General features: G+C 65.8%; 7 protein-coding genes and 2 pseudogenes. 3 read left to right on the forward strand and 6 right to left on the reverse strand.

All coding sequences use genetic code 11. The features are described from left to right. On the forward strand, positions 1-1,496 hold a 1,496-nt coding region (locus tag GXP76_RS28370; RefSeq protein WP_242574469.1), incomplete at its 5' end, for a 3' terminal RNA ribose 2'-O-methyltransferase Hen1. Positions 1,497-1,889: 393 nt separating this feature from the next. On the opposite strand, the gene GXP76_RS28375 is transcribed toward GXP76_RS28370, so the two are convergent. Both GXP76_RS28375 and GXP76_RS28380 read right to left on the reverse strand, forming a co-directional pair. Beyond that, on the reverse strand, positions 1,890-2,366 hold the full coding sequence (locus GXP76_RS28375; protein WP_242574470.1) for a DUF4265 domain-containing protein: 477 nt from the start codon (positions 2,364-2,366) through the stop codon (positions 1,890-1,892). 193 nt (positions 2,367-2,559) lie between these two features. Continuing rightward, positions 2,560-3,534 (reverse strand): HNH endonuclease, encoded by a 975-nt coding sequence (locus GXP76_RS28380; protein WP_242574471.1) that lies wholly within the window; start codon positions 3,532-3,534, stop codon positions 2,560-2,562. A gap of 136 nt (positions 3,535-3,670) precedes the next feature. Here GXP76_RS28380 and GXP76_RS28385 point away from each other — a divergent pair. Then, positions 3,671-5,054, forward strand: a pseudogene (locus tag GXP76_RS28385) (IS1380 family transposase). 280 nt (positions 5,055-5,334) lie between these two features. Here GXP76_RS28385 and GXP76_RS28390 read toward each other — a convergent pair. From GXP76_RS28390 to GXP76_RS28405, 4 genes and pseudogenes are all read right to left on the reverse strand, one after another. After that, positions 5,335-7,665, reverse strand: a complete 2,331-nt coding sequence (locus GXP76_RS28390) for a P-loop NTPase fold protein (RefSeq protein ID WP_242574472.1) — start codon at positions 7,663-7,665, stop codon at positions 5,335-5,337. Positions 7,666-7,894: 229 nt separating this feature from the next. After that, positions 7,895-8,981: pseudogene (locus GXP76_RS28395) on the reverse strand (IS1380 family transposase); the annotation flags it as partial. A gap of 283 nt (positions 8,982-9,264) precedes the next feature. Then, complete coding sequence (locus GXP76_RS28400) at positions 9,265-11,031, reverse strand: UvrD-helicase domain-containing protein (protein WP_242574473.1); 1,767 nt, start codon at positions 11,029-11,031, stop codon at positions 9,265-9,267. Next, complete coding sequence (locus tag GXP76_RS28405; protein WP_242574474.1) at positions 11,028-13,007, reverse strand: ATP-dependent endonuclease; 1,980 nt, start codon at positions 13,005-13,007, stop codon at positions 11,028-11,030. The genes GXP76_RS28400 and GXP76_RS28405 overlap by 4 nt, the downstream gene beginning before the upstream one ends. A gap of 156 nt (positions 13,008-13,163) precedes the next feature. Between GXP76_RS28405 and GXP76_RS28410 the strand changes: the two genes are divergently transcribed. Next, a complete protein-coding gene (locus GXP76_RS28410; RefSeq protein ID WP_242574475.1) occupies positions 13,164-13,463 on the forward strand; it encodes a hypothetical protein in 300 nt (99 codons plus the stop codon). The last annotated feature ends 29 nt before the right edge of the window (positions 13,464-13,492 follow it).

Below are 13,492 nucleotides of genomic sequence, written 5' to 3' on the forward strand. Positions count from 1 at the left end.
CCGCGACCGACCTCGGGTTTCTGTTGCACAAGCATCCCGACAAAGCGCAGACGTTTCCCACCTCCCACGGCACCGCGCACGTCCTCTACCCCGAGGCGTCCGTCGAGCGCTGCACGGCGGCCCTGCTGCTGGAGGTCGACCCGGTGGCCCTCGTGCGGCGCGGGAAGGGCAAGGGGCGTGGCGGTGCGCCCGACGCCGCGCTCGCGCAGTACGTCAACGACCGTCCGTACGCGGCGTCCTCGCTGCTCGCCGTCGCCCTGAGCACCGTCTTCAAGAGCGCGCTGCGCGGGGTGTGCAAGGCCCTGCCCGAGCGCGCGGCCGAGCCGCTGCCGCTGCGGATCGAGGTGCCCGCCCTGCCTGCGCGCGGTGGTGCCGAGCTGGTCGGCAGCCTCTTCGGGCCGCTGGGCTGGACGGCTGTGGACGTGCGGCCGGTGGCGCTGGACGAGGCGTTCCCCGCGTGGGGCGAGTCGCGCTACGTACAGCTCGTACTGGAGGGGGAGCTGCGACTCGCCGACGCACTGCGGCAGTTGTACGTGCTCCTGCCGGTCCTCGACGACGCCAAGCACTACTGGGTCGCGCCCGACGAGGTGGAGAAACTGCTGCGGGCCGGCGAGGGCTGGCTGGCCGACCACCCGGAGCGCCAACTCATCACCAGCCGCTATCTGTCCCGCCGTTGGGGCCTGACCAGGGAGGCCACGGACCGGCTCGAACTGGTCCGGCTCGCCGAGGCCGACGACATCGACGTCGAGGCGATCGACAACGCGGTCGAGGACCCGGCGCCCGAGGCCGACGACGTCCAGGCAGCGGCAGCCGGGGCAGCCGAGACGCCGGAGAAGACCGTCTCGCTCGCCGAGCAGCGCCGCGACGCGATCCTGGCCGCCCTGCGTGACGCGGGTGCGGCCAGCGTGCTCGACCTCGGATGCGGCCAGGGCCAGCTCGTACAGGCCCTGTTGAAGGACGTGCGCTTCACCAGGGTGGTGGGTGTCGACGTGTCCGTACGCGCGCTCACCGTCGCCGCCCGCCGCCTCAAGCTGGAGCGGATGAGCGAGCGGCAGGCCGAGCGCGTCACGCTGATGCAGAGTTCGCTCACGTACACGGACAAGCGTCTCAAGGGCCACGACGCCGCCGTACTCAGCGAGGTGATCGAGCACCTGGACCTGCCGAGGCTGCCCGCACTGGAGTACGCGGTGTTCGGTACCGCCCGTCCGGCGACCGTCGTCGTGACGACGCCGAACGTCGAGTACAACGTCCGCTGGGAGACGCTGCCCGCCGGACACGTACGCCACCGGGACCACCGTTTCGAGTGGACCCGCGCGGAGTTCCGCGCCTGGGCGGACCAGGTGGCACTGCGCCACGGGTACGCCGTGCGGTACGTACCCGTGGGGCCGGACGACGAGGAGGTCGGGCCCCCGACAAACGAATCGGGACAGTCTTTGGCTGTTTTCACTCTCAATGATCCATCCCAAAAGCGTAGATACGTATCCGGCAGTGCGTAGAGCCCCCAACCGATCTGAATCGGTTGGGGCTTCTCTACCTCACGGGCGGGCGAGCCTCCTGGATCAGGTGGCCTCGGCTCCGCGAGGGGCTCTGGGAAGTTGGACGATTCGGAGTCGGGTGTCGATCCACTCCATTTGGTGGTCGTGCATGGCCAGCAGCTCGTGGACGCACTCCCGGCTGGCGTACAGAGGGATTAGCCCTCGTCGCTCGCGATCTCGCCGAAGTGGGTCACCTGCTTCCCCTTGCGGGGGCGCCGGAAGCACCAGCCCATCTCGTTTTCGTACGCCGCTATCAGGACGCCTAGCCTCGCCGTTTCGGTTGGGGTGATGAGTCGTCACTGATCGTCTGGGAGGCAAGGCTCGAAGCGCAGGGACGGCGGGCTCCCGCAGAAATCAGGCGCTCCACCATTCGCCGGTGCCGCACCCGACCTCGTAGTGCCACCACTCCTCCGTCTGCCCCCGTGCCAAGAGAGCCTTGATGCCAGCGAAGTCCGAGCCTGCTGGCACGGTGAAAGCGACCATGGGAAAGCTTTCACTGAAGACCTCGCCTCCAAGCCCGAACGGCGAAAGGCGCTGATGGACCGCCTGTGGGTTGTCGCCCAGGGGACCAGTGGGTATGGGCACAACACGGATCGTGCAGTTACCGGAGGAGCTGACCTGTCCGACAGCCCAGTGGAGCCCGTCGGAGTCGGTCTGGTACTTCACCACGTCGCTTTCGGCCACCCCGTCTTGAAGGAATGGGGCATTCTCGACACGGGCTGTGTCGTCGCTCAGCTTCGTCGCCCACAGACCCTCGGTGTCCTGCGGCAACCACCCCTCGCGAGGGAGGAACCGGAACCCGACCTTGATCTTGTCGACCACGCTCTCCATGACGGTCATCATGCGCCGAGCACCAACGACACCTCGCACCAGGGCTGAACTGGAGAACCTGCGTCGTCACGGGGCAGCCGGAGGTTAAAGAACGAGCTCAGGACGCTGAACCGCTCAGCTCTGGGGCCGTTGTATCCCTCGGATCAGATCCGGTGTTCCACGGCTAAAGGTCCAGGGAGACGCACATGCCCGGTCAGCGCTCGCCGCCGCCGGGGATTCGGCTCAGCCAGTCCGCATGGGCTGCCTGCGCTACACCGAGGAGCCGGTCACGCAGCCTTTCCCGTGTCGTCCCGTACGTCTTCACCGCATGGCAGTTCGGACACAGAGCGATCATCTGCTCGGGGGTGTCCTCGCCGCCCTTGGCAATGTCGTGGATGTGGTCAACCTCCAGGATTGGCCGCCCAGAGTCCTTCACGTCGCTTGGAGCGCCCTCGCACTCGGGGTTCTCGCAGGCGCCGTCACAGCGCGTCAGCACTGCGTCCCGCGCCTTGGCACGGCGGACCGGAGTGGTGACTGTAAGAGCCCTCCGCATCCCGTATGTGTCGTGTTTGGTCTCCGCGAGTTCGCTGCACAGTCGGGCATAGCGGGACGCAGGGTCGGCGGCCGGGAGGGCCGTCGGGTCGCTTGTTGGGGACCACGATGAGCCGCCATCCCGCGCGCTGAATGCGCCGAAGTACTTCGCCGCTTCGTTGTCCAACTTGGTCAGCGTCGCCTGGCCGGCCATCAGCCTCTCGCGCACGACCTCGGGCAAAGAGCCGAGCTGTAGGGGCGCGGTCGCGGTGAGCCAGCTGACGTTGTGACGCCGGGCAAGACGCTTCTCGCCATCGGCGTCGTAGTAGTGCGGGCCCTGCACGATACCGACATGTACGGGCTGCCCTCGCTTCGCAGTGACCACTACATCCCCGATATCCATGACGGAGACGAACCGATAGAGGGCACCGGCTACATGATCAATGCGTTCCTTTGCCCTCCCGGGCATCGCCGCGGTGACGATCTCCCGTGCCTCCGTCCGTGAGGTATCGGTAGGCACCTCGGGGACCTCACTCCATGACACGGAACAGAATCCGCCCTTCAACCAGTAGGGCACCAGGCTCTCGCTCAGGTCATGGTCGTAGCTGCGGATCAGCCAGCAGCGGCGGGTCGAGTGAGTTGCCGTCACAAGAGTCATGCAGGCCACGCTAACCTCGCGCTTTCACGAGGTGGGCTGTCCGAGTCTTGATCAAATAAGCGGAGAGTGCTCCTGACCTGCAACGATGGGACTTGTCTAGGGTCCATGTCGCCGCAAGAAAAGAAGCACTCTCCAGGTGAAGAAGCGTCTCGGGTCCTACCCGTGTGTCCGCATCGAGGGCGGTGGCCGGACGGTGGTCTCGCAGGCCGGGGGCGTACTGCTGGTCGAGACCGTCCGCAAGGCGGGCCTGGACACCGCGATATCCGCGGCACTGACGCCGTGGCGGAAGGCCCGGGCAAGTGCACGATCCGGGCAAGATCCTGCTGGACGTGGCCCTGGCGGTCGCGTTGGGCGGGGACTGCCTCGCGGACGTCGGCACGCTGCGGGCCGAGCCGGCCGTGTTCGGGCCGGTGGCCTCCGACCCGACGGTCTCCCGCCTCATCGACACCCTCGCCGCCTCCGGGGAGAAAGCCCTGCGGGCGATCCGTGCCGCGCGGGCTGAGGTCCGCGAGCGTGTCTGGCGGTTGGCCGACCGGCAGGAGCCTAATGCGGGCGGGCAGGTGACCGTCGACCTCGACGGGGTACTGGTGATCGCGCACTCCGACAAGGAGGACGCCGCACCCACCTGGAAGCGGACCTACGGCCATCACCCGCTGATGGGCTTCGTCGACCATGGCCCGGGCGGCACTGGGGAACCCGTAGCCGCCCTGCTCAGGCCGGGGAACGCGGGATCCAACACGGCCGCCGACCACATCACCGCCGCCCAACTGGCGCTGGTCCAGCTGCCGAAGAAGTACCGGCGCGGGCGCCGGACCCTGCTCCGTACCGACTCCGCGGGCGGCACCCACGACTTCGTCGCCTGGCTCGCCCAGCCAGGGCGGTGGCTGTCCTACTCGGTCGGCATGGGGATCACTGACGCGATCCACAGCCGCGTGCTGCAGATTCCGGCCTCGGCCTCGGCTTGGACGCCGGCCGTCGAGGCGGACGGCGAGGTCCGGGACGGCGCCTGGGTCGCCGAGCTCACCGGCGATGTCCTGGACGGCTGGCCCAAGGGCATGCGGCTGATCGTCCGCAAGGAACGGCCGCACCCCGGAGCCCAGTTGCGGCTCACGGACACGGACGGCATGCGGCTGACCTGTTTCGCCACCAACACCGTCAACCGGCCGATCGCCGAACTCGAGCTCCGCCACCGACTGCGGGCCCGCGCCGAGGACCGCATCCGCGCCGCCCGGGCCACCGGCCTGCGCAACCTGCCCCTGCACCGCACCGCCCAGAACCGGATCTGGCTGGAGATCGTGCAGCTCGCACTCGACCTGCTGGCCTGGATGCCCATGCTCGCGCTGACCGGCAAGGCCCGGCTCTGGGAACCCCGCCGCCTGCGGCTCCGGCTGTTCACCGCGGCCGGACAGCTCGTCACCACCGGCCGCCGACGGATCCTCCGCCTGGCCCGGCACTGGCCCTGGACCCGCCACATCACCACCGCACTCGACCGGCTCGCACTCCTGCCGAAACCCGGCTGACCAGCAACCTTCCCACCCCTACGACAACAGCCCAACACCGGAGCAGTGGACCCGGCGCCACCCCGAGACGACACTCGGGCCCTCGGCCTGCCCACCCTCAGCCCACGGCACGAAAACGGTCCACCGACTCCGTCGGCGGACCGTCACGAAACTTCGAGGCTAACGAAAGAGCTCGCACTTCCTCGCCTTCCTCGGCCTGGCGGCCACCCTGACCTGCTCCAAGAAGCTTGCGAAACTTGCCGCGCTGAGACAGCCTTTAAGTGTTGCAGAGAATAGCTTTTTATGTGTGGGTACCCGTTGGCGTTGTGCTAATTTCACGGTTGAGATGCTGGAGCTGCCATAGAAATGGAGCCAGGGGTGGGCTTGCGTGCAAGAATTCATGCAGCTCTGTTGCCGACTGACCGGGAGCTATCCTGTCTCGCAGGTCGGTGATGAAGGCAAGCTCGGAGCATTCCCATTGTTCGAGCTGTTCGGGTGCGCGGCGCAGCGATTCGGCGGCGAGCGGCCACCGCTCGGTGAACGCGACCCATTTGGCCATATGTGCGGGAGTGATAGGTGAGTCCTCATCGAGTACCCCTCGCGCGAAGGCGATGGGCACAGCAATCCGGAGCTGGGTCATAGTGCGCTTCGCTGCCCGGGGATTGTTTGGCAGCAGTGGAAGGAGTGCTTGGCTGGCGCGCTCCATCATAGGGTGTTGAAGTAGGTAGGTTCTGACCCGTGTTTTCATCTCTTCCAGCGATAGCTGGGTGGGAACACGACTGTGTACCTGGGCAGCTACTTCGTCGAGTGGCGTTCCGGGCAGTGCGGTTTGGCGGATTGCCTCATCGAGGTCTACGCCCCGGCGCCGGGCGCCGTAACCCGGACTGACTCGGACGCCCGCGGCCAAAGTGAGGAACGAACCCATAGCCGCCCACAGGAAGTCGATTACACGGAAAAACTCTACGTCCAGTGGGCGGCCGTCTGTGTCGTTCGGGTTGAGCCATGCCTTAATCATGCCGCCGAGCCAGCCGAGGATCTCTTGCCCGTACATGATGAAGAAGTAGACGGCGCCGGCAAGCATCATGAATCCGAGGAATCCTGCGAGACTCTTTTGTTCGCCGAAGAGGAACCTCACCCCAATGAGGCCGATAAGCAAGGCGCCGATCGACGCGACGAATCCCTTGAGTTCAGAGGAGAAGTCGTCACCAGTGATGTCCTCGCCGGTGGTTGACGAGGTGGCGACTTGGAGGGTAACTGCTGTTACCCGGCGCTCTGTCCGCACGGCTGGGTCTGACGGAGTTGCGGAGGATTGCGACCGGCCCCAGAACGCTGCAGGTCCTGGAGGCCCCGGAGGCGCATCATGTCTCCCGGGTGTTGTTGTGGAGTGGGGCTGGTCCGGTTGCGTGACGACGGCGGAAGTGATGGGGAGCAGGAACAACACAGCCACGCCGACGAGTGGGGCCACCAGTGCCGCCCGCTTGAATCGTTCACGGTCCACATCATCCAGTGCCTGCTTCAGGCAAGCAGGCAGTCGACGTATCCAGTTGCGTGCCCGGTGCGCCAAGAGTGGAGCGGGGGTGATCCTGGAAGGATTGCCTGCGCGGACCATTGCCTGGATCTCTGGTGCGTCCAGAGCCGGGAGGTCCAGGCTGACCTGGATCAGCTTTCGGAGGTACTCGCGGCCCTGCTGCAGATCCTGCGGTGTGTCCGCTGGCTCGGTCTCGGGGACGAATTGGGCGGCGGCCGCGGACCCGAGCGCATCGAGCTCGCCGATCAAGACGGTCACCACCTGGGGGTGGCTCAGTAGCTTGGCCGCAACTTGGCAGATTTCCAGGGCTCGTTCGCCACTACATCGGTCCAGATCGTCAACGACGATGATGAGCCGTCGCCGACCGCCGAGTGCCTGGGCCACCAGCCTGCCAAGTTCGCTGTGGACGGCCTCCATGGATCCCTTGGATGCCTCCTCCTGAGGACTGCTCAAGAACCTGGAGACTGCGGTTGTCGCTATGAACAGTTTGCTGGCTACTATCCAGAACAGCACCGCCACTATCGCCGTGGTCACCACGAAACCAGGCCGCGTAATCTCTCCCAAGTCCTTCAGCGCGCCCTTGCCACCGGCCACGACGTCGGCGACGTCCCGGGCCTGTGTCCAGAGCATCACAACGAGGGCGCCAACTGCCGCCGCGACGCCGGTCCACACCTGCTGGCGCCATCGCTGCCGGGGAGAGACCATCGAGACCGCCACCGGCTGAAACATGCGCCGCCACAGTGGGCGATGCCGGTTGACCAGGCGCGTGACCGCAGACGCCAGGGCCACGCCGGGACTAGGTGCGTCATCGTGCAGCCACGCGTTGAACCGGCAGATCAGGTGTGGCTCAGGCCAATCGTGATGGAGGACGGTCAGGCGCTGCTCCACGAGACGGGCCAGAGATGTTTTTCCCGACCCCCAGGGGCCGGTAATAGCAACTGTCAACGGGGTCTCGGTCTCACCGTGGTCGATGAGGTCGGCCAGCGCGTCCGCTGTTACGCCATAACCGAGATGATCCGCACGGTCATTTTCGATCGGCCGGTCGGACAACAACCGGAAGAAGCGCCGTCCATCCTCGGAGGCCGAACTCGGTCCTGACCTCATGCCCGTGCCACCCTCCCCACGCATACTCCCTGGCAGGGCCGTAAGGCTACCGGCAGTTTGCCGTCACTAACCTCGATCTTTCTTGAGGGTCCGCCGACGGAGTCGGTGGACCCTTTTGCTTTCCGGAGCTGATGCCGGGCGGGCCGGTGGCCCGGCTGTCGCGTCGGGTGGGCGCCGGGTTCCACTTCGCCGGTGTGGTGGGGGTTGTCGGGATGGTCGAAGGGGATGGTCAGCCGGGGTTCGGGAGGATGTGGAGCCTGTCGATCGCGTGGGTGATGACGTCGGTCCAGGGCCATCGGGCCGTGAAGCGCAGCCAGTGGCGGCGTCCGCTGTGCACGAATTGAGCGGCGGCGGAGAACAGCCGCAGGCGGAGCTTCTTGGGTTCCCAGCGGCGAGTGTCGCCGGTCAAGGCGAGCATGGGCATCCAGGCGAGGAGGTCGAGTGCGAGGGAGACGATCTCCAGCCAGATCCGGTTCTGCGCGGTGTCGTGCAGGGGCAGATTCCGCAGACCGGTGTCGCGGGCGCCTCGGATGCGATCCTCGCAGCGTGCCCGTCTGCGGTGACGCAGTTCGAGGTTGGCGAGCTGGCCGCCTTTGGTATTGGTGGCGAAGCAGGTCAGCCGCAGCCCGTCGTGGTCGGTGAACCGCAACGGGGCGCCGGGGTGCGGCCGTTCCTTGCGGACGACCAACCGCATCCCCTTGGGCCAGGTGCTCAGGTCGGGCATGTCGGTGATCTCGGCGACCCAGGCGCCGGGTCGTTCCGTGCCGCCCGCATCGTAGGCCGGCGTCCATGCCTTCTTCGGGATCTTCAGCACGGCTTGGTGGATGGCGTCTGTGATGGTCATTCCGACGGAATACGACAGCCACCGGCCCGGCCTGGAGAGCCAGTCGAGGAAGGCGTGGGTGCCGCCGGCGGAGTCGGTGCGGATCAGCGTCTGGCGGCCCCGCCGCAAGTGTCTGGGGAGTTGGGTCAGGGCGAGTCGGGCGGTTTCGATGTGGTCGGCGGCGGTGTTGGAGCCGGCGTTGCCGGGCCGCAGCAGGGCAGCCACCGGCTCTCCGGACCCGGCCTGGCCGTGGTCGACGAACGCGACGAGCGGGTGATGGCCGAAGGTCTTCTTCCAGGTCGCGGTGGCGTCCTGCTTGTCGGAGTGCGCGGACGAGCACGCCGTCGATGTCCACGATCACGCTGCCGTCGGCGGCCGGGCTGTTCGTCCCGGCCAACTCCCAGACTCGCGCGCGTACTTCGGCTCGGGCCGTGCGGATCGCGGTGAGGGCCTTCGGTCCAGCTGCGGCGAGGGCGTCGACGAGCCGGGAGAAGGGTGTTGCTGTTGACACAGAACTCCGTGTCCACGTCATTCGAGAGGAACCTGAGCTGCTCGGAGGAGATGTCGCCGATCTCGCTGTCGCTCGTTTCAGGCGGTGATGTATGCCGAGTTCGGTGCGGGTGCGGTGGAGGAAGCCGCAGATGGCTGGCTCGCGCCGCCATGGGCCGTGGGCTTCTTGAAACTCGCGGACGCAGTCCTTGGCTCGGCAGGACTGGACGCGGGCGAGGATGTCCACGGACCGTGGCCGCTCCAGGTCAAGTTAAGAAGCTTCTGATTTAAGCCGTTATGCACGGAACGCCCTTGGCGTTGAGCAGCGAGGCAACTCGGGCAATGTGCTTGCGGTGAACTGCGCACACAAGGAGTTGCTGGGCACGTGAGCCAGCGACATAGAGAACACGTCGTGCCTCGGTGTTGTGGTCGCCTTCCCAGTCGTCCAGGACCGTCCGCTCGGTTATCCGGTCCACCCGCAGCCTGTCCGGCAACACGAGCACGACTCCAGGGAACTCCATGCCCTTGACGCCGTGGACCGTGGAGTAGCGGATCGAGGGGCTGTTGCCGAAACTGGCGACGCTGGCCCATGCCGCCTCAGCTGGTGCTTTGAACAGGTTACCCAGGTCGCTGGAGGCCGGGGCCGACATGTTGCCCCAGTCGGCCGTCTTCAAGGAGTCGCGCACCGAGGCAGCAAAGTCACCCCGGGTCTTTCCTTCAGCGTCGAGGCCCAGGGCCAGTCGCACTGCGAAGTTCTCCAGCCACCTAGGATCGACACCGACCTCTTCGCAAACGGCAGCAAAGCTGTGGTGTTGTGTCTCCCGTCCGACGGTCAGCGCCGCCAGGATGGCCCGCTGGACCTGGTCGACGACCTTCTTACGAGTCTTGGGGTCGGTCTCCCGTGACCGCAGTTTGGATCCGGCGTTGGCGATAGCCAGCACCCGGTTGTTCCCGCCGCCTTCCAGGCTTACCACGCCAGCCGCCTTCATCCCGTGGGCCTCGGCATGCGACAGGACAACAAGGTCATCCGCGACCAGCTTGTACTGCTCGGCGACGTCCAGCGCTGCTGACACGATCTGGTCGGACGCCGAGAACTCGATCAGGTGGACGGGGGTCTGCACTATGGAGTGCTCTCCGCGAGCCGTCTCGATGAGTTGGCTTGACCTCAGCCCGCTGTTGAAGGCGACGATGGCCGGAGAGCTGCGCCAGTTATCTTCGAGCTTGAGCTTGACGGGCAAGGTGGCAACGAACTCCTGGACGGCAGCCGGCGTCACGTTCCGGAATTCGTAGATCGACTGGTCGACGTCGCCGACCATGACCACACGGACGCCGCAGTCACGGAGAAACTCCAGGATTTGAAGCTCTTCCCGGCCGCAGTCCTGAGCCTCGTCCACGATGACCTCGGCGAAGCGAGCCGGTAGCAGGCCTGCGAGCAAGGCCCGCTCTTCGGCGCTGTGGAGCCAGAAAGCGGCCAAAACGCGGGCCGCCTCACAGGTGATTGTTCCGGCTCTGAGGAGCCGGCCAAAGATGTGCGAAGCGTTGGCTTCCGCTTCCTGCTTGCGCTGCGCCACCATGCGGTGCGCCCCAGCGTCCCCGAAGTCCTGCGGGACCCGGTTCAAGTTCAGGTGAGCCCGACCATCTGGATCAAAGTCGAACCACTTCAGCTCTAGATTCTTCGTCCGTCCCATGTCCCGCAGGCGAAAGCTGCTACTGGCCACGTCATGCCAGGACTGCACGTAGTTCGGTTTCCGTTTGTAGGCCTTCACGTACAGTGGGGTGACGATGAATCGGTGGATGAAGGTGTCAAACGTGCCCACGAAGTTGGGCACCCGCAAGGCCTCCGCCCGGCTGCCGCAGCGACGTCGGACCTCGTCCACCGCGGCGTTGGTGAAGGAGAGCAGGGCGATTCCGCGTCGGGGTTCCTCGGCGGTCCGTTTGAGGAAGCGGGCGACCATGGCACGGGTCTTGCCAGCCCCGGGACAGGCCGCTGTGAATAGGCTGTCTTCGGCGTGGACGAGCGCCTGCTGGTCCTCGGTAAGCTTTACCTCGTTCAACGTGCCTCACCTGACACGTCCGCAAGGACGCCCCGGATAGCGTCGTCCAGGTACTGAGGGGCCTCGAAGATCCCCTCGTTGGCAATTGCCAGGGCCACGTCGTGCGCGAACTCGCCCTTGCCGATGAACTTCTTGTGCTTGCGGAGCTTGAGGTAGAAGCCCCACGGCCCGCCCCGATCGTTATCGAGGATCTCCTGCCACTTCTTCTTGGACTTGGGTTTCTGCTTTAGGAAGGCTGCCCTGAGTAGCGGCTCATTGGCCTCCGGACCGAGGAGATCGGCCTCAAGCGTGTGAGGGGCTTCAGCGACGAGGAGGTGCTCGGCGGCCCCGATTGACTCAGCGTGGGCAGTCAGCCGGTCCTTACGGTTGTTCACCGTGGTGTCGTCATCGTCGTCTTCCGCCTCGTCCTCGCCAGCTTCAGTGTCCGCTTCAGGCTCATTCACAGTTGGGGCGGCGGCCGTCGGCTCCTGAGACCCGCCTTGGCCGTCCTCGGACTCTCGATTCTCGGTCTTCTTCTCCTTGGGGATGTCCGGGTCGCAGTCGGTGATGACGGTCAGCTTGTCCAGCAGTCGGCACCCGTCGACCTCTGATAGCAGAAGCGTGATGTAGGGGGCGAAGTCGACACTGCCGACGTTGATGATCGTGACGCCGTGGAAGTCCCGGCGCTGTTTGGCCTGGTCCTCGCCGCCGAAGACGCAGTGGCGGGCGATTGCTGGCAGCAAGACCGCCTCAGCGATGCCTTCGACGAGGATGACCCGGCGGGCGAAGAGCAGGCCGGCCCGAGTGGCATCGAGGTACTGGTTGATTTTCCGTCGCTCGTTGTCGGTCAGGGCGAGTTTGGCCAGCGGGAGCGCCTGGGTCTTTCGGCGCAGGGCCTCCTTCTCCGTGCCCTCCTTGTCCTGGACGGTTTCCTGGTCCACCCGCGTGCGCAGCGCCACGACGTTCTGGATTCCGACGCTGCTGGCCAGGTTGGGCGAGTGGGTGCTGGCGATGACCTGGATGCGGCCAGCCGGACCTTGGGTGTCGTCCTTGAGGGAAGCCTCGGCCTGTTCCTGAAGGTAGTCCAGCAGTACGGCCTGGAGTTGCGGGTGAAGGTGGGCCTCAGGCTCCTCGACGAGGAAGAGGGTCAGCTCCATATGCTGGGCGTTGCGCAGTTCCAAGATGACCGTCGCGATGAACAGCAGGTTGGCATAGCCCAGGCCCGACTCGGTGAGGTCAGCTGGCGGGATTCCGGCCTCAGCCATCTTTACCCGTAGGCTGCGCGCCAGGCGGTGCAGCTCATACTCGGCGAAGGTGACCTCAACCGTCTGCCCGCGGACCGAGTCGGTCAGCTCCCCCAGGTGGCCCTGGATCTCCTTGGTCGTAGCGGTCAGGACGGGATGTTTCTTGAGCTCCGTGAACGAGTCGTTGGCCTGTGCTCGGAACTCTTCCTGCTCGTCTTCCTCGGTGAGGTAGCGGATGATCCGTAGGAGCCGGTTGCCGTCCGAAGAGTCCAGCTCGCGCTGCGCGTCTCTAAGCGGCGCCAGGTAGACGTGCGCAATCTGGTCGCGCTTATCGGGCTCGGCGTCTGGCCCGTCCACCGGACCAGCAGTCACAGTCGGACGCATCTGTTGCCGGACCTCGTCCCGCTTGTACGTCGTCGTGTACGCGGCCTGGTTCGAATCCATGTCGAGCGCGGTGATGTAGTGAGCACGCTGAGCCGCCGACAGGCCGTCGTACGTCGCGCGGAACTGAGCCTCCTGGCCTTCGCGGCCGTGGGACAGGTCGACCTCATCGAACCAGCGCGTGGCCCGTCGGTTCAGCGGTGTAGTGGCTAACCGGAGCGCTTCGATGACGTTGGACTTACCGGAGTTGTTCTCACCCACGAGCAACGTGATGCCGGGTTGGAAGTCGACCTCGATGTCATAGCACGACCGGAAATTCCTAATACCGAGTTGCCGCAGGTACATTCCGGCTTTCGGGTTGTCCTGGCTCACTAACGTGCCCCCGCTAATCCATGAAGCCACAAGATCGGTCCCCTGCACCATGTGTCAGATAGAGCAGCTCTTGCGCACTTTGACACACGATCCGAAGGGTGCTCGGCTGAACCAGCGAGTAATACAGAGTGGCCCTCGTCACGTTGCGTTGGTAGCGTGCCAACGCCGAGGTCGCCGACATCTTGGCCAAGAATTCTGCATCGGACGCCGAAGCACGCGGCTCGCTTTGGTTTCGCCGGCGGCCTGCCCAAGGACCTCCACGGCTTCAACATCCGCGCTGACGAACGCGGCGCCGACGAGGCCGCCGGTACCCTGCGCGCTGCCGATGCCGATGCCGATGCCGTCACCGCTCGTGTGTCATCGACCTCGTTCGCGGAGGGCTCGCACCAACCCGCGTGGCAGGCGGATCACCGTCTGGCGGAAATCATTCGTTCGTTCAGCAACGAGGTGCCGTGACCTGCGCCCTGAAGTACCTGATGGCTCTG

The organism is Streptomyces sp. NP-1717, from assembly GCF_022695985.1.
In the GTDB taxonomy this organism is placed as follows: domain Bacteria; phylum Actinomycetota; class Actinomycetes; order Streptomycetales; family Streptomycetaceae; genus Streptomyces.